At 63.3% G+C, this 15,948-nt stretch carries 15 protein-coding genes; 5 read left to right on the forward strand and 10 right to left on the reverse strand.

From position 1 onward, the window contains the following. The first annotated feature begins 21 nt into the window (after window positions 1–21). Window positions 22–2,586 (forward strand): GcvT family protein, encoded by a 2,565-nt coding sequence (locus KUG85_RS03890; protein WP_223004193.1) that lies wholly within the window; start codon window positions 22–24, stop codon window positions 2,584–2,586. Between the two features lie 82 nt (window positions 2,587–2,668). Here KUG85_RS03890 and KUG85_RS03895 read toward each other — a convergent pair whose 3' ends face one another. From KUG85_RS03895 to KUG85_RS03905, 3 genes are all read right to left on the reverse strand, one after another. Then, a complete protein-coding gene (locus KUG85_RS03895) occupies window positions 2,669–2,911 on the reverse strand; it encodes an acyl carrier protein (RefSeq protein ID WP_223004194.1) in 243 nt (80 codons plus the stop codon). A 93-nt stretch (window positions 2,912–3,004) separates the two neighbouring features. Next, window positions 3,005–3,754 (reverse strand): phosphate/phosphite/phosphonate ABC transporter substrate-binding protein, encoded by a 750-nt coding sequence (locus KUG85_RS03900; protein WP_223004195.1) that lies wholly within the window; start codon window positions 3,752–3,754, stop codon window positions 3,005–3,007. A gap of 40 nt (window positions 3,755–3,794) precedes the next feature. After that, window positions 3,795–4,805: a fatty acid desaturase gene (locus KUG85_RS03905; protein ID WP_223004196.1), complete on the reverse strand. Its 1,011-nt coding sequence runs from the start codon at window positions 4,803–4,805 to the stop codon at window positions 3,795–3,797. A 183-nt stretch (window positions 4,806–4,988) separates the two neighbouring features. Here KUG85_RS03905 and KUG85_RS03910 point away from each other — a divergent pair, with 183 nt between their 5' ends. The 3 genes from KUG85_RS03910 (at window position 4,989) to KUG85_RS03920 (ending at window position 8,509) form a co-directional block, all read left to right on the forward strand. After that, the gene (locus KUG85_RS03910) at window positions 4,989–5,840 is read left to right on the forward strand and encodes a helix-turn-helix domain-containing protein (protein ID WP_083213075.1); all 852 of its coding nucleotides are present in this window, start codon (window positions 4,989–4,991) and stop codon (window positions 5,838–5,840) included. A 94-nt stretch (window positions 5,841–5,934) separates the two neighbouring features. Continuing rightward, the gene (bmt, locus tag KUG85_RS03915; protein WP_223004197.1) at window positions 5,935–6,963 is read left to right on the forward strand and encodes a betaine--homocysteine S-methyltransferase; all 1,029 of its coding nucleotides are present in this window, start codon (window positions 5,935–5,937) and stop codon (window positions 6,961–6,963) included. 136 nt (window positions 6,964–7,099) lie between these two features. Beyond that, complete coding sequence (locus KUG85_RS03920; RefSeq protein WP_223004198.1) at window positions 7,100–8,509, forward strand: MATE family efflux transporter; 1,410 nt, start codon at window positions 7,100–7,102, stop codon at window positions 8,507–8,509. Here KUG85_RS03920 and KUG85_RS03925 read toward each other — a convergent pair. Next, window positions 8,475–8,951, reverse strand: a complete 477-nt coding sequence (locus tag KUG85_RS03925) for a hypothetical protein (protein WP_065817600.1) — start codon at window positions 8,949–8,951, stop codon at window positions 8,475–8,477. The genes KUG85_RS03920 and KUG85_RS03925 overlap by 35 nt on opposite strands. A 233-nt stretch (window positions 8,952–9,184) precedes the next feature. On the opposite strand from KUG85_RS03925, the gene KUG85_RS03930 reads away from it, so the two are divergent. Next, the gene (locus KUG85_RS03930; protein WP_223004199.1) at window positions 9,185–10,216 is read left to right on the forward strand and encodes a DUF1176 domain-containing protein; all 1,032 of its coding nucleotides are present in this window, start codon (window positions 9,185–9,187) and stop codon (window positions 10,214–10,216) included. Window positions 10,217–10,223: 7 nt separating this feature from the next. Here the strand turns inward: KUG85_RS03930 and KUG85_RS03935 are convergent, their stop codons facing one another. Genes KUG85_RS03935 through KUG85_RS03960 form a run of 6 tightly spaced genes read right to left on the reverse strand, consistent with a single transcriptional unit; the run spans window position 10,224 to window position 15,927 of the window. After that, window positions 10,224–11,108, reverse strand: a complete 885-nt coding sequence (locus tag KUG85_RS03935) for an alpha/beta fold hydrolase (protein ID WP_223004200.1) — start codon at window positions 11,106–11,108, stop codon at window positions 10,224–10,226. Further along, window positions 11,105–12,715 (reverse strand): NTP transferase domain-containing protein, encoded by a 1,611-nt coding sequence (locus KUG85_RS03940; RefSeq protein WP_223004201.1) that lies wholly within the window; start codon window positions 12,713–12,715, stop codon window positions 11,105–11,107. The genes KUG85_RS03935 and KUG85_RS03940 overlap by 4 nt, the downstream gene beginning before the upstream one ends. Beyond that, complete coding sequence (locus KUG85_RS03945) at window positions 12,712–13,416, reverse strand: XdhC family protein (protein WP_223004202.1); 705 nt, start codon at window positions 13,414–13,416, stop codon at window positions 12,712–12,714. The genes KUG85_RS03940 and KUG85_RS03945 overlap by 4 nt, the downstream gene beginning before the upstream one ends. Further along, on the reverse strand, window positions 13,416–13,754 hold the full coding sequence (locus KUG85_RS03950; protein WP_223004203.1) for an XdhC family protein: 339 nt from the start codon (window positions 13,752–13,754) through the stop codon (window positions 13,416–13,418). Before KUG85_RS03950 ends, KUG85_RS03945 begins: the two co-directional genes overlap by 1 nt. Next, window positions 13,747–15,009: a vWA domain-containing protein gene (locus KUG85_RS03955; protein WP_223004204.1), complete on the reverse strand. Its 1,263-nt coding sequence runs from the start codon at window positions 15,007–15,009 to the stop codon at window positions 13,747–13,749. Before KUG85_RS03955 ends, KUG85_RS03950 begins: the two co-directional genes overlap by 8 nt. After that, complete coding sequence (locus tag KUG85_RS03960; RefSeq protein WP_407673642.1) at window positions 15,010–15,927, reverse strand: AAA family ATPase; 918 nt, start codon at window positions 15,925–15,927, stop codon at window positions 15,010–15,012. Window positions 15,928–15,948 lie beyond the last annotated feature (21 nt).

The following is a 15,948-nucleotide window of genomic DNA, read 5'->3' on the forward strand; positions in this document are numbered from 1 at the left end:
TCCAGTAGCAGGTACAACCTCATGAAATCTCATGCAAAAGCAGTTGTCATCGGCGGCGGCGTGGTCGGGTGCTCGGTGCTCTATCACCTTGCCCGCGCCGGCTGGAGCGACGTCATGCTCATTGAACGCTCCGAGCTCACCTCCGGGTCTTCCTGGCATGCGGCGGGCGGCTTTCACACACTCAATGGCGATCCCAACGTTGCGAAGCTCCAGGCCTATACGGTCCAGCTCTACCGGGAAATCGAGGAACTGTCCGGCCAGCCCTGCGGGCTTCATCTGACAGGTGGCGTCATGCTGGCCGACAGCCCCGAGCGCATGGATTTCCTCCGCCTTGCCCATGCCAAGGGCCGCTATCTCGGCATGGAGACCGAGCTCATCACACCGTCTGAAGCCAAATCCATGTTTCCCCTCATGGATGAGCGCCATTTCGTCGGCGCCATGTGGGATCCGGTCGAGGGCCACCTCGACCCGTCCGGCACCACCCACGCCTATGCCAAGGCTGCCCGGAAACTGGGGGCGGAGATCGTGCTCAGAAACCGAGTCACGGAACTCACGCAAGCCATTGATGGAACGTGGAAAGTCGTCACCGAGCGAGGCACGGTCGAGGCCGAGCACGTGGTCAATTGCGGGGGCCTTTGGGCGCGCGAAGTGGGCCGCATGGCGGGCCTGGAACTCCCGCTTCTGGCCATGGAGCACATGTATCTCCTCACCGAGCCCATGCCGGAAGTGGAGGCCTTCAACCGCGAGACCGGCCGCGAGATGATCGGCGTCATCGACTTCAAGGGCGAGATCTACACGCGTCAGGAGCGCAACGGCATTCTGCTCGGCACCTATGAGAAGGCGGCGAAGCCGTGGTCGCCGCGCGAAACCCCGTGGGATTTCGGCCATGAGCTTCTGGAGCCGGACATCGATCGCATCGCTCCCTCGCTCGAAGTCGGGTTTCGCCATTTCCCGGCACTGGAAAATGCCGGCATCAAGCAGGTGATCAACGGCCCCTTCACCTTCGCGCCCGACGGCAATCCGCTTGTCGGCCCGGTTCAGGGGCTGACCAATTACTGGGTCGCCTGCGCGGTCATGGCCGGTTTCAGCCAGGGCGGCGGGGTCGGGCTCGCACTCGCAAACTGGATGGTGGAAGGCGATCCCGGCTTCGATGTGTGGGGCATGGATGTGGCGCGCTTCGGCGAATGGGCAAGCCTGCGCTATACAAACGCCAAGGTGCGGGAAAACTATTCGCGCCGCTTCTCCATCCGCTTCCCGAACGAGGAGCTGCCAGCCGCCCGCCCGGCGCAGACAACGCCGCTCTACGACATCATGGTGCGCGACAACAATGCGGTGATGGGCGATTCCTGGGGGCTTGAAACGCCCCTCTGGTTTGCGCCGGAAGGCACCGAGCCAAAAGACATCGTCTCTTTCCACCGGTCCAATGATTTTGCGCCGGTCGGGCAAGAGGTGCGCGCCGTGCGTGAGGGCGTGGGCATCACCGAGATCGCCAATTTTGCAAAGTATGAGATTTCCGGCACCGGCGCGCGAGCCTTCCTCGACCACCTGATGACCAACCGCCTGCCGAAGCCCGGCCGCATCGTCCTCACTCCGATGCTCAACGAATTCGGCAAGCTCATCGGCGATTTCACCATTGCCAGTCGCGGTCCGAAGGACGGCGCCGACCGTTTCATGGTCTGGGGCTCGTCAGCCGCGCAGATCTACCATATGCGCTGGTTCGAAAAGCACATGCCGCGCGACGGAACCGTCGATATCCACCGCTTCGACCAGACCCTTGTCGGCCTGTCGCTCGCCGGCCCGAAATCCCGCGCCGTGCTCGAAAAATGTGTCGACGTCGACATTTCGAAAAATGCCTTCCGCTTCATGGATTTCCGCGAGATGGCCGTCGCCGGCGCGCCCTGCATGGTCAATCGCCTCACCTATACGGGCGATCTCGGCTACGAAATCTGGATGCCGCCGGCCTATCAGCGCCTCGTCTATACGGCGCTGAAGGAGGCGGGCGCCGAATTCGGCATTGTCGATTTCGGCATGCGCGCCCTGCTCTCGATGCGGCTTGAAAAGAATTTTCCGACCTGGTTCCGCGAGCTGCGCCCGATCTACGGCGCCTTCGAAGGGGCGATGGAGCGTTTCGTCAAACTGGACAAGGGCGATTTTATCGGCCGCGAAGCAGCCAAGCGTGAAGAACGGGAGGGGCCGCGCCTGCGCCGTGTTTCCTTCATCGTCGATGCCGAAGACGCCGATGTGATGGGCGACGAACCCATCTGGGCGAAGGTCGGCGATCAGGATTTCGGCACCGTCGAGCCGTCCCATGGCTATGGTGCGCCCCGCTTCGATGCGAAGGGTGCCGAAATCGCCACCGCCGGCGGCGGTATTGTCGATGGCGAATGGCGCGTCGTCGGCTGGGTGACCTCCGGCGGCTACGCGCATTCGGTCGAGAAATCCATGGCGCAGGGCTATGTGCCTGCGGACCTTTCACAAGACGAGAGCGCCGGTCTTTTCGAGATCGAGATTCTCGGCCGCCGCCGCCCGGCACGCGTCAATGTCGAGCCACCTTTTGATCCCGGGGGCGGGAGAATGCGCGCATGAGCAGAATGGCACCACTCTGCATTGGTGCGTGTCCGCCGGTTGATATATCCGGGAAATGCAAACCCCGCTGCCCGGTCGATCGTCAGAGCTCGTTCTCTACGATCTTCACCAGATCGCCAAAAGTTGTCTTTTCGGTTATCAGACTATCGGCAATCCCAATCTCATACTCTTTCTCGACGCTTAAAACGAGCTCAAACACTTCATATCCATCATCAAGAATACCACCGATTAATATGGATTCTACGCTTACATCCTCTTCAGAAACCCCAAATTCATAGAACAATATTTTATGTAATTTATCACATATTTCACTATTCACACTCATTTAAATAACTCCCTCAAATCCATATAACTCAATATTAATGCTCTTCACCAAAAGGTTATACAATCTACAATTTCATGAAATAAGCATAAAGGCTTATGCTCTGAAGCACCCGCACCCACGATTTGTGCGCACAACATGTTGAACGGCCTTCACCACAGAATCGCTTGCACGCCGGCTCGTAATATAGGGAAGCCCCAGGCGTCGCGCCGTCCAGCCGACGACACGCAGGCCATCGACACCCGGTTCGAAACGCTGCGCCATTGCCCAGCTCCGGCAATCGACAGCACAGACATCCGCCCGCCCGTCCCGCACAGCTTCAAGCGAAGCGCGGTGCCCGCCCGTTTCCAGTTTTTCTGCAAACAGATCAGCGGCTTCCCCCACCTCCTTTAGATCCTGAATCAGGGCAAGGAAGCCGGAGCGCGAGAGCGCTTCATTGTAGGCAAGGCGTTTGCCCCGCATGCGATCGGGCGAAAGACGCGCCCGCCCGTCTTCGGGTGCGGCCATGTCTGATGCGGCCATGTCGGGCCCGGCCACGTCCTTCCGCATCACGATGACGCTCGAATAATACGCCCCCTCACCGCCTTCATAAGCCGAATAATCCGGCTGCCCGACCACACGTACATGCTCGGCGAGCCCCGCTTCCATCGGGCCCCAGCATGTCTGCGCCAGAAGCAGGTTCGGGTGTCGCCACAGCGCCTGCAGATCGCCGGTGCGTGTCAGTGCTTGGGGCGCATCGACACCGCGCCTGCGCAGGGCGTCGCGCCAGCCCTGCCACAGGGCGTCAGTGTCCTGCCGGCATTCGGGCCAGTCATACATGGGAAGGGCGGCAATCCATTCGTTCATGCGTTCTTATCGGGTGCCTGGTGTGTCAAACGCAAGCGCCCTACTCCTTCGCTGGCCTGGCCGGCACGGGCCTTTCCCGCCCGCCAACCGTCCGGCCATGAGCGTGCGGGCGAAAGCCGCTGGGCGCTTCAGGCGCGCGCCGCAGGGCCGGATGCGGCACCGGCTCCTTGGGCCGGAATGCGAATTCCTTCAGAAGCGCCCAGTAACTCCCATAACTGTAGCCATCATTCATGGCGAGCCACTCCGCACGCCGTTCCCGATAGAGTGCCGGCAGGCGATACCAGGGCGCGGTCGGCACTTTGTGATGAACCAGGTGCAGATTGTTGTTCAGAAACAGCAGTGCCAGCGGCGACCGCTCCACGATGATCGTCCGCCCGTCCGGCCGCTCGGACCATTGGTGCTCTGCAAAAGTGCGCACCGAGATCAGCGACTGTCCGAGCCAGGCCGGCACGAGGATGTAAAGCCACAGCGGCATGTCGAACCCATAAGCGATGACCGGCAGAACGAGCGCCAGCCCCGCCCCGTGCAGGAGCCACGCCCGGCGCACGCCGCGCACATTCCGCCTGATCAGCGTGGCCTCGGCAGCGAAGAACCCGATATTCATGATCAGCGGCCCCAGAAGGAAACGTCCGATCATCGTGTTGTTGACTTCAAGGACGCGGCGCGCCCAGCCAGGCAGTTCCTCATATTGCCAGAGCGCCTTGTAGTAACTCTCCGGATCCTCGAACGGATCCGTCAGCCGCTCGTCCGCATGATGGCGCAGATGCAGCGCCTTGAAGCGCCGATAGGGATAGACAAGCCCGACGGGCAGGAAAACCAGCGCTTCGTTGAGGGCGGATGAGCGTGTGGGATGCCCGTGCAGGCATTCATGCATCAGCGAGCTCTGCAGCGCGATCATCAGTGTCAGGAGCAGCAGGCCTGCCAGCGGCCAGTTTGGCCACAGCAGGAGGCCCGCAACCGCCCAGCCCCCGTAGCAGAGGACGATCAAGGCGAGCGTCGGCCATTCCGCCGCCGCAGGACGTCTGCCCCGGCGTCTGGTCATCTTATCCATTATTGTTCCGGTTCTGCACTGCACCCAAGCCCTGATCGGCAACCAAAGCAGCGCGTTTTGATCCTGACATGATTCTGTCAGGAGCAGCCGATACACGCAATGCGAGAAAGCGCACAATTCGTTGACAATGCGCACCAATCATATCATTTGTTTACTAAAGTCATCATCTGCGTCGAAAGAGAGATGGAAAAGTCAGTCATCGACAAGCGGGATCTTTCCGGCACCTTTCGCGATCGCCTGAAAACCCTGCTCCAGCGCTCCGGCCTCAACCAGTCGACCTTTGCCGCAGCCGTCGGCATAGACCGCTCGGCCCTGTCGCAGCTCCTCTCTGGCGCCTCCACACGCCTTCCGCGCGCCGAAACGCTCATCAACATTGCTGCCGAGCACAAGGTATCGCTCGACTGGCTGCTCGGCCTCAGCCAGGACGAGGGCATCACCGGAGACCTGCGCGAAAGTCTCGAAATCGCCGAAGCACAGGGCGGGTTCGACGACACGATGCTCGCCAGATGGCACGCCGAAGCCGTGGGCACCAAGATCCGCTATGTGCCCTCGGGCATTCCGGACCTGCTGCGCACGGAAGCCGTCATCCTCTATGAATCGGAAGCCATGCCGCAGCGCCGCGCGACCCAGATCAGCGAGGCCCGATACCGCGTCGACTACAACCGCAGACCAGAAACCGACATGGAGGTCTGCATGCCGCGCCAGACTCTGGAACTCTTCGCCAAGGGCGAAGGCATGTGGCGCACCCTGTCCGAGCAGGTGCGGGCCGAACAGATCATCCACATGGCACGCCTGCTCGACGATCTCTATCCCACCTTCCGCCTTTTCCTGTTCGACGGACGCAGGCGCTATTCCGCCCCCTATACGATCTTCGGCCCCTACCGTGCGGCGCTCTACATGGGCGGCATGTATCTGGTGCTCAGTTCCACCGGCTCCCTGCAGCGCCTGACCCGCCATTTCGACGGGCTCATCCGCGATGCCGAGGTCAACGCCCATGAGGCAGCCGAATTCGTCAGGAGCCTCAGGCTCGGGTAAATTCTCCGGATTGACGGATATAAAGATTTCTTTATATCTTCACTCAAAGAACGCAGGCTCGCCCGTCAGTCTCGACCCAATGGAAGGTTCCCCGATGCAACAGCCGGCACCCGACAATCCAATCGATGCACTCATTGCAGAAAAGGGCATCCTTCTCGCCGATGGCGCGACGGGCACGAATCTCTTTGCCATGGGGCTGGAATCGGGTGAAGCGCCCGAACTCTGGAATGAAGATGCGCCAGAAAAGATTGAGGCCCTGCATCAGGGGTTCGTTGATGCCGGCGCCGACATCATCCTCACCAATTCCTTTGGCGGCACGCGTCACAGGCTCAAGCTGCACAACGCACAGGATCGCGTCTTCGAGCTCAACAGGAAGGCGGCGGAGATCGCCTGCCGCGTTGCCGGCCAGGCCGGGCGGCGCGTCATCGTCGCTGGCTCCGTCGGCCCCACCGGCGAGCTTTTGGTGCCGCTCGGCGCCCTCACTTACGAGGAAGCGGTCGAAGCCTTTGCCGAGCAGATGGAGGGGCTGAAGGCAGGCGGTGCGGAAGTCGCGTGGATCGAAACCATGTCCGCACCGGATGAAATCCGCGCTGCCGCCGAGGCGGCGATCCGCGTTGGGCTGCCATACACCTACACAGGCTCGTTCGATACGGCCGGCCGCACCATGATGGGCCTTGCGCCCAAAGACATTCACACCGTCGTTGACGATCTCGGCCAGTCCCCGGTTGCCGTTGGCGCCAATTGCGGCGTCGGCGCGCCGGACATTCTGGCCGCACTTCTCGACATGACCGAAGCGCGGCCCGATGCCACGGTTGTGGTGAAGGGCAATTGCGGCATTCCGGAGTTTCGCGGCACCGAGGTTCACTACTCCGGAACGCCGGAGCTGATGAGCGAATATGTCCGGCTTGCGGTCGATGGCGGTGCGCGGATCATCGGCGGGTGCTGCGGCACTTCTTTCGAACACCTGGCGGCCATGCGCGCAGCGCTCGACGGCCACAGGGAACCCGAAAACCGCCCCGGTATCGAAGATATTGTCGCCCGCGTCGGACCGCTGCGCAACAAGTCGGCTTCCGAAAGCGGCGCAGGCACCGGGACACGACGGTCCCGGCGCGCCCGCGGCTGACGGGACTGGACCAAACGAAACCGCCTTGCCTGTCAGGCTCGGTGCATTAAAAGCGTTTTTTCGCCGAAGGCATCCTCCTTCCGCGCATGATTCCGGCAGGCGTCGAGATTTCCGCCCGCCGCAAGGGGTAGACGACATGACGGCCATTGCTCCCGGCGCCCGCGCGCCGGCCAATCCGTGGACCGCTGAAGCACGCGCAATGCTGGCGCTCGCCTGGCCGATGGTGCTCACCAATCTGGCCCAGATCGCCATGACCACGACCGACGTCATGATGATGGGGCGGCTGGGTCCGGATGCGCTGGCGGCCGGAACCCTCGGTTACAATCTCTATTTCGCGCCGCTCATTTTTGGGCTCGGCCTCCTGCTTGCCACTTCGCCCATGATGGCGAGCGCGCTTGGCCGCAAGCTTCACTCCGTGCGCGACGTGCGCCGCACCGTGCGGCAGGGCCTGTGGCTTGCCATTGCTGTCTCCATCCCCATCTGGCTTCTGCTCTGGCAATCGGAGCGTATTCTCTTATGGATGGGGCAGGAACCGGCGCTTGCTGGCATCGCCGGCAGCTATGTGCGCACGCTGCAATGGGCCGCCCTGCCCTTTTTCGGGTACATCGTCCTGCGCTCCTTCATTTCCGCGCTGGAGCGTCCGGGCTGGGCGCTGACCATCATGTTCATCATGGTGGCCTTCAACGTGCTGGCCAACTGGTGCCTGATGTTCGGCAATCTCGGCTTTCCAGCACTCGGCGTGCCCGGCTCCGGCATCGCCACGACGCTTTCCAGCATTCTGATGTTTTTCGGCCTCGTACTCGTCGTCTCGGTGGAGCGCCAGTTTCGCCGCTACCAGCTCTTTGGCCGCTTCTGGCGCTCCGACTGGCCCCGATTCTTCGAGCTGATCCGGCTTGGTCTTCCGATTGCGGGTTCGATGACATTCGAGGTCACGATCTTCAATGCCGCAGCCCTCCTCATGGGGCTCATCAGCGCGCCCGCACTCGCGGCGCATGCCATTGCAATACAGATCGCGTCCATCAGCTTCATGGTGCCCATGGGCCTCAGCCAGGCTGCCACGGTGCGGGTGGGCCGTGCCTTCGGCGCGCAGAATCTGGATGGCATCACGCGCGCCGGCTGGACAGCCTTTGTCATGGGCGTCGGCTTCATGGCGCTGATGGCCCTGCTGATGGTCACCATACCCCGGCCGCTCATCGGCGCCTTCATCGACCTCGAGCTGCCGGAAAACGCCGAGGTCATCGGCCTCGCCGTCACCTTTCTGGCTTTTGCCGGCCTGTTCCAGATTTTCGACGGCGCGCAGGCGGTCGCTGCCGGAATGCTGCGCGGCCTGCACGACACGAAAGTGCCGATGATCTATTCGCTGTTCGGCTATTGGGGCCTTGGCATGACGTCGAGCGTGGTTCTCGCCTTTGCCCTCGGCATGGATGGACCCGGCATCTGGATCGGCCTGGTCAGCGGCCTCGCCATCGTATCGGTGCTGCTTTACGTGCGCTGGCTGAGGCGCGAGCGCCTCATGCCCTGGCTTCACCAGAGCCGCGTGGCCTGAACCTGCCGCGTTTGGCTTCGTCGATCAGCATGTTCGCCACCTGCATGCGCATCATGGCGTTGGCCCGCAGATGGGCCGGCACTCGGTCGGGGTGATTGCGAAAGGCAAAATCGCGGCGCAGCCGGTCGAGCGATCTCGGCTCGATCGTTTCGCCCAGTCCCAGCTCACGGGCAATCTCGTCCGGGTCCGTCGTCAGCGGTGGCGCTGGAGGCGGTTCGGCAGCCGCGGCCTCCGGCTCAACCGGCTCCGCTGTCTGGTGCTCGCCATATTCCACCTGGGCGCGCCGGTCGGTGAAGTTGATGCGGCCGGAATGGAGTTCCTCGGCTACGGAGAGATAGTCGAGGGAGTTGAGGCTCGCAGACGCACCGCCTGCGTGCTCAATGTCCTCACTGATCAGTTCATCAAGCAATGCCGCGAAATCGCGGCGCCTCCCGATGGCCATATCGCCTCTCCCGCCTATGCGAGAGCTCCATTCATCAAAACAGCACCAGGCGCAGCCTTAGCCCGGTGCGGTTAAGAAACTTACTCTTTACTTCACTCTATTTGAAGCAATGGCGAAATGCACGCCTGTCTCAATACCGCGATCACAATCTGGGCAATATTCAAACGCTACCATCTGTGCGAATCGATGTTTCCCGCGTTACCCTGCAGCCGTTTCGAGCCGAGGAGGCCCTGATGAAGTCCGCTTTCACAACCGCTGCAATCCTTGCCGCACTGCAAGCGCCGGCACTCGCCCAGGACGAGCCCTATCTGGATGACCGGTCGTCGCCCGAGACCCTGTTGCAATCGCTGTACAATGCGGTCAATCGCAAGGAATACGCGCGTGCCTACGACTATTTCGCAACGCCGCCGGCGGCCAGTCTCGATGCCTATCAGGAAGGCTATGCGGACACGGATCACGTTGCTCTGGTGACCGGGACAGCCTCCTCCGAAGGCGCTGCCGGCAGCATCGTCTATTCGCTTCCTGTCGCCATCCGCGCGAGAGCAGGCGATGGCGGCGAGCGGGTTTTCGCCGGCTGCTACACGCTGCGCCTGTCAAACCCGCAAATTCAGGGAACGCCGTATGCGCCGCTGCACATCGAAAAGGCGGAGATGAAGCCTGCAACCGGGGAACTGCACGATGTTCTGCCCGCCAGTTGCGGCGACGGCACGCCCGATGAAACCGATACGGTTCTGGCCGATGCGAAGGCGCTCTTCTCGACCCTGTACGGGCGCGACTGTCCGCAGGCGCCGGACAGGGACGCCAGCGACCAGGTGCAGAGCTACACGATCCCGTTCAACTATTCGCATGAAAGCCTCGATACGCCGAAACACGAGGCCCGCCTCTTCCGCTTCTATTGCGGAAGCGGTGCCTATAACGAGAACCACGCCTATATCCTGGCCAATGAGGAAGGCGGGCTCACACCCCTGCAATTCGCAACGCCCGAGACGAGTGTGCAGTACGAAAACGGCGACAGCGACGGCAAGGTCGAGGACATCCGCATCGTCGGCTACACGGTCGACGACATGCTCGTGAACTCCACCTACGATGCCGACACATTGACGCTCACCAGCTACAACAAGTGGCGCGGCGTCGGCGATGCCTTCTCCGCCGGCACGTGGATTTTCCGCGAAGGAACTTTTACGCTCGTGCGCTACGATGTCGATGCGTCCTATGATGGCGAGAAGGATCCGGTCACGGTCCTCGACTATCACACGGGGCCCTGAAGCCCCGTCACCGCTCAGCGAGCATCCAGTTCAGCGTCTCGCGCCAGTCTGTCATGCGGATCGGCGTTCCGTGCGTGCCTGTCTCAAACCGCACGAAGCGTGCGGGATATTCCCCTGATGCTGAACGAATCTTCCTGAAAAAGGCCTCCTGTTTCCCGACGGGAAACACCCGGTCGGCGCTGCCATGGCCGAAAAAGACGGGCACGCGCGCCGCAAAGGCCGGGCTTTGCAGAAACGCCTCGTTCCACATGGACCCCAGCAGCAGGAGCCCGCCCAGTTGTCTGACGGTCTGGCCGTCCTGCGCCAGCCGCCAGCAAAGCGCACCGCCCATCGAGCCGCAGGCGACGAAAACACGCGCGCCGGGCGAGGACGCCGCATAATGGGAAATCAGCGCCGCAATCTGCCGGGTGCCTAGCGCCTCGAAATCCGCAACATCCGGCGAAAGATAGAGCCCGCCGCTCTTCACCATCAGGTTCTTGATGCGGTTGAAATTGCCGCCGAAGGTAAAATCGTTCACGCCCTGCCGCCGGTTGCCGCCCTGTCCATGCAGGTAGAGCACGATGGCGCTGGCGCCCCTGCTCTTGCCGACCGCGAAATAGCGCACCGTCCCGGCCTCTGTCTGGAGCGCCAGTTCCTGCTGGGCGCGCCGCACGCCCGTGGAGACATAGCGCCCGTCCACGCGCCGCTCCGGTACTGCATCGCGGCCATTGATGTCGCGCATTTCCTGGTAATCGACGACGCGGTAGGCCCCGCCATCGCTCGACGAAAGAACCGCCGGATAGGCGAAGAGCCGATCCTTGTGTGCGGCAAGCTCGAAGCCCTGCGCCCCTGCATTCCAGAAAACGGCAAAAAGACAGATAAAACAGAACCTTGAAAAGGAAAGAAAACTCATCGATTCAACACGCCACCTGCTTTTTCAAGCGCCTCCGGCGTGTCCACGTCGAGATGCGCGCCAGCGCCCGTTTCCACATCGATCACCGAGACAAGCCCCTGTTCCACCACATGGCGCGCGCCGGTGTCGCCGGTCAGCTTTTCGACCTCGGCAAAAAGCGCACGCGGCAGGATCACCGGATTGCCGCGCTTGCCATTGTGTGTGGCCCGCACCACGGCATTGCCGCCCGCCTTCACGAAGGCGTCGACGAGCCGGTCAAGGTCGCCGCATCCGATCTCCGGCATGTCGGCCAGCATGATGAGTGCGCCGGCGGCCTCGTCCGGCAATGCCGCAATCCCTGTCCTGAGCGAGGTGGAGAGCCCGCCCGCGTAATCCGCATTGCGCACGCATTTGACCGCGATCCCCTCCAGCGCGGCCTCCACCGCCTGCGCCTCATGCCCCAGCACCGCAATGGCGCCGGAAACGCCGCTCCGCGCCAGCGCGTCCCCCGTTCGACGCACCAGCGGCACGCCGTCGAACGAGGCGAGAAGCTTGTTGTGCCGGCCCATGCGCCGCGACTGGCCCGCTGCCAAAAGCACGCCCCACACGGCGGACGGATCGCGTGCACCTGCTTTTCCCTCGCGCGGCTGCGGCCGCGTCGGGATTTCGGCCAGAAGCCCGCCCACCCCCATGCCGGCAATGTCTGCCGAGGATACGTCGAGCCCCGCCACCACCCGGTCGAGCACCCAGTCGAAGCCATTCGTCTTCGGGCTGCGCGCGCAGCCGGGTGCGCCGATCACCGGCTTGCCGTCGATCGTGCCCAGCACCAGGAGATTGCCCGGGTCCACCGGCATGCCGACCCGCTCCACCGTGCCGCCAGCCCGGCGGATCGCCGCGGGGATCACATCATCTGCATCGCATATGGCCGATGCGCCGAAGAGAAGCAGCAGGTCGCTCTCCTCCTTCAGCGCCGCGATGGCGCGCGCTACGGCCTCTTCCTCATGCGCCGGTCGCAATTCGCGCGTCACGCGGCTGCCCGAACGCGCCAGCCGCTCGCCGGTGATGCGCGCCGTCTTGTCGAGCACACTGTCTTTCAGGCTCGGAAGCGCCGTCTGCACCACGCCGACCGAAAGCGTCCGGAATGGCGCAATGCGAAACACGTCCCCACGGATCGCTTCCATCGCCTCGTCCACCCGCCCGGCCTGAACCGCGAAGGGGATGATCTTCACCGTTGCGACCATCTGGCCTTCGGACACCGCGCTGTAGTCTGGCAGCGTGGCGAGCGTGATTGCCGGGTCGACAGCGTTCAGCCGGTCGACCGAAGCCCTGTCGACAACGAAAAGACCGGCCTTTTCGGCATAAAGGTTCACCCGCCCCGTGGAGGGCGCGCGCACGGCGATCCCATCCACGGCAAGCCGTTCTGCAAGCCGCTCCGCCGCCTGATCCTCATCCAGATCACCGGCCTCGAGCTGCGCCGCGATCACGCTTAAAACCCCTTCCGCCCGCAGGAGGCGGATGTCTTCTGCCGTCAGCCGGTGCGCCTTGCGCAGCCGCGTCCGGCCGGCCATCGTTGCATGCGCCAGCACCGCGCCCTCGGCCTCGTCTATGGAAAGCGGCCCGAACTTCACGCCGGGACACTCCCGCCCTGCAGCCCGCGCGTCCGCAGCGCCCGGATCACCGCGCCAAGCACCGCCACGGCGATCTCTGCCGGCGTCGCCGCCCCGATATCGAGCCCGATGGGCGCATCGATCCGCTCCAGCGCCTCTCCCGAAACACCGGCATCAATCAGCCGCTCGACACGTCTGGCATGGGTCTTCCGGCTTCCCAGCGCACCGATGTAAAAACATTCCGCTTCGAAGGCGGCCCTGAGGGCCGGATCGTCGATCTTCGGATCGTGGGTGAGTGCGGCCAGCGCCGTATACGCATCGAGTGGCTGGCGCGCCAGCGCTTCGTCCGGCCACTCGGCGTGAAGCGCCACCTCGGGAAACCGCTCCGGCGAGGCAAAGGCGGTGCGCGGATCGATGATCGTCAGGTCGAAACCGGCGATTTTCGCCATCGGCGCCAGCGCCTGGCTGATATGCACCGCGCCGATCACCACGAGACGCGGCGCGGGCAGATGCACATTGAGGAAAAAATCGCGCCCGTCGATCTCCGCCACGCCGGATTTGCCGGATCGGAAAGCGCGCGCCACCGCGTCGCCCAGAGCTCCCGCCACCGTGTCGCCTTCGCCAATCACCCGGTCGCGTCCGTCGCCCAGATCCGTCAACAGGATCGCAGCCTGGCGCTCGCGCCGCAGCGCGTTCAGCTTCTTCAGAGAATGCGGGTCCACTAGCCGAGCCTCTCCACATAAACCCTGATGCGCCCGCCGCAGGAGAGCCCCACCTCCCAGGCGGTCTCGTCGGCAACGCCGAACTCCAGCATGCGCGCCTTGCCCTCGGCAAGCACATCGGCAGCCTCGGCCACCACCGCGCCCTCGACGCAGCCACCCGAAACCGAGCCTTCGAAATTGCCGTCTGTGTCGATCACCAGATGGCTTCCCACGGGCCGCGGCGCAGAGCCCCAGGTTTCCACCACCGTGGCTATCGCCACATCACGGCCAGCCTTCATCCATTCCTCCGCGATCATCAGCGGATCGCGCGCATGGTCTCTTCGCACAAGTTCAGACATTGGCATTTCTCCCGCTCCTCATATGGGCACGCCGGAAGTGCCGTGCCAAGTCCCCGCCGCTCGCCGGTGCCGTCAGCGCAGCGACGAGATCGCCAAGCGCATCGAGCGAGTGCACGGCCCGCAATTCATCCACATGGGGCAGCATGGCCCGCATCCCGCGTGCCCGCGGCTCGAACCCGTCGAAACCCAGCAGCGGGTTCAGCCAGATCAGCCGCCGGCAGGATTTCGAAAGCCGTTCCATCTCGCGTGACAGAACCTCGATATGGTCGCGCTCCAGTCCGTCCGTGATCAGAAGCACGATGGCGCCCTGCCCCAGAACCCGGCGTGACCACAGCCGGTTGAAATCGCCAAGTGCCGTACCGATCCGCGTGCCGCCCGACCAGTCGCGCACGGTTTCCGACGCCTCGTCCATGGCCTCGTCCGGATCGCGCCTGCTGAGCGCCCGCGTGATGTTGGTCAGCCGCGTGCCGAAGGTGAAACTGTGAACGCGCCGGCGCTTTTCCGTCAGCGCATGCAAAAAATGCAGGAAAACACGCGAATACTGGCTCATCGAGCCCGAAATATCGACCAGCGCCACCAGCGGCGGCGCAATCTCGCGCGGCGAGCGGAATTTCGGCAGGATCAGGTCGCCGCCCGTGCGCAGGCTCGTCCGCAGCATGGCGTGGGGGTCAATGCGCGCGCCGTGCGGGTCCGGCCGGAAACGCCGCGTCGCCACACGGTCGAAAGGCAGGGTGAGGTCGCGCATCGCAAGACGCGCCTCGGCCAGTTCCGCAGCCGACATCTGTGCAAAGTCCTTGCCGCGCAGCACTTCCATCGCAGTGAAGGAGAGCCTGGCATCGAGTTCGAATTCCGGGCGCTTCCTGATAATCGCGCGCCGCTCTTCATCGAGCGCATCTTCAGCGCGCCGGTCTCCCGCACGCTTCTTCTCGCGCAGCACCTCCGCCTCCTCGTCATCCCCGTCCTCGCCGCTCTCATCACGCGCCTCCCGGCGTGCCCAGTAAAGGCGGAACACGGCATCGAATACGGCATGATCCTCGCGCCGCGAGATCATTGTCGAATGCAGGGTCCAGTAAAAATCCACGCGCTTCTCGATGCCGACCGAGAGCACCGCGCGCACCGCATCCATCACCGCTGCCGGCCCGATCCTGAGGCCGGCGCGGCGCAGCATGCGGGCAAAGCCGACAATGCGGCTTGCCAGCCGCGCGCCCTGAGGCTCTTCAGAAGCCGTTATCCGCGATGCCGGAGCGGCGGCCATTCAGCCGACCCTCACCTCTTCCAGAACCCGCACGCCCTCGCCCTCTTCCATACGCGCAATGTCGTCCTGGTATTTCAGGAGAACGCCCATCGTGTCGGACACGGTCTCGGCATCGAGCGATTCCTTGCCGAGCGCGGTCAGCGCCGTTGCCCAGTCGATCGTTTCGGCAACGCCGGGCGCTTTGAAGAGATCGAGCTCGCGCAGCTTCTGGACGAACACGACCACCTGTCTGGCCAGCGTCGCGTTGGCGTTCGGCACCTTGCGGGCAAGAATATCGAGCTCGCGCTGCGCGTCCGGGTAATCGACCCAGTGGTAGAGGCAGCGCCGTTTCAGCGCGTCGTGTATTTCGCGTGTCCGGTTCGTGGTGATCACGACAATGGGCGGTTCTGCGGCCCTGATCGTGCCAAGCTCCGGCACGCTCACCTGATAGTCGGAAAGCACTTCCAGAAGATAGGCCTCAAAGGCTTCGTCAGCCCGGTCCAGCTCGTCGATCAGAAAGATCGGCGGCCCGTCCACGCTGCGTTCCAGCGCTTCCAGCACCGGGCGGCGGATCAGATACTTTTCGGAGAAAACACCGCTTTCCATCTCCGCGCGGTCATGAACGCCTGCCGCTTCGGCCATGCGGATCTCGATCATCTGGGCGGCATAGTTCCACTCATAGACGGCAGAAGAGACATCGAGCCCTTCATAACATTGCAGCCGGATGAGTTTTCGCCCCAGCCGGTCGGCCAGAACCTTGGCGATCTCGGTCTTGCCGACACCCGCCTCGCCTTCCAGAAACAGGGGGCGCTGCATCGTCAGGCTCAGGAACAGCACGGTCGCAAGCGCGCGGTCGGCCACATAGCCACCGTCGGTCAGAAGCGCCAGCGTTTCATCGATAGATTGCGGCAGGCCGCGTGTGCTCGGTTGGGCCATCATTCCCCCAGTCTTCCCGAAAGG

Origin of the sequence: Nitratireductor rhodophyticola (assembly GCF_019891355.1) — a bacterium.
Classification (GTDB): Bacteria; Pseudomonadota; Alphaproteobacteria; order Rhizobiales; family Rhizobiaceae; genus Nitratireductor; species Nitratireductor rhodophyticola.

What these genes read in the sequence shown, in the direction of transcription:
- KUG85_RS03930 (WP_223004199.1), top strand. Translation starts at nt 9,185, where the DNA reads ATGAAGTCCGCTTTCACAACCGCTGCAATCCTTGCCGCACTGCAAGCG.
- KUG85_RS03955 (WP_223004204.1), bottom strand. Translation starts at nt 15,009, where the DNA reads ATGGCCGCCGCTCCGGCATCGCGGATAACGGCTTCTGAAGAGCCTCAG.
- KUG85_RS03910 (WP_083213075.1), top strand. Translation starts at nt 4,989, where the DNA reads ATGGAAAAGTCAGTCATCGACAAGCGGGATCTTTCCGGCACCTTTCGC.
- KUG85_RS03920 (WP_223004198.1), top strand. Translation starts at nt 7,100, where the DNA reads ATGACGGCCATTGCTCCCGGCGCCCGCGCGCCGGCCAATCCGTGGACC.
- KUG85_RS03895 (WP_223004194.1), bottom strand. Translation starts at nt 2,911, where the DNA reads ATGAGTGTGAATAGTGAAATATGTGATAAATTACATAAAATATTGTTC.
- KUG85_RS03925 (WP_065817600.1), bottom strand. Translation starts at nt 8,951, where the DNA reads ATGGCCATCGGGAGGCGCCGCGATTTCGCGGCATTGCTTGATGAACTG.
- KUG85_RS03905 (WP_223004196.1), bottom strand. Translation starts at nt 4,805, where the DNA reads ATGGATAAGATGACCAGACGCCGGGGCAGACGTCCTGCGGCGGCGGAA.
- KUG85_RS03890 (WP_223004193.1), top strand. Translation starts at nt 22, where the DNA reads ATGAAATCTCATGCAAAAGCAGTTGTCATCGGCGGCGGCGTGGTCGGG.
- KUG85_RS03900 (WP_223004195.1), bottom strand. Translation starts at nt 3,754, where the DNA reads ATGAACGAATGGATTGCCGCCCTTCCCATGTATGACTGGCCCGAATGC.
- KUG85_RS03960 (WP_407673642.1), bottom strand. Translation starts at nt 15,927, where the DNA reads ATGATGGCCCAACCGAGCACACGCGGCCTGCCGCAATCTATCGATGAA.
- bmt (WP_223004197.1), top strand. Translation starts at nt 5,935, where the DNA reads ATGCAACAGCCGGCACCCGACAATCCAATCGATGCACTCATTGCAGAA.
- KUG85_RS03935 (WP_223004200.1), bottom strand. Translation starts at nt 11,108, where the DNA reads ATGAGTTTTCTTTCCTTTTCAAGGTTCTGTTTTATCTGTCTTTTTGCC.
- KUG85_RS03950 (WP_223004203.1), bottom strand. Translation starts at nt 13,754, where the DNA reads ATGTCTGAACTTGTGCGAAGAGACCATGCGCGCGATCCGCTGATGATC.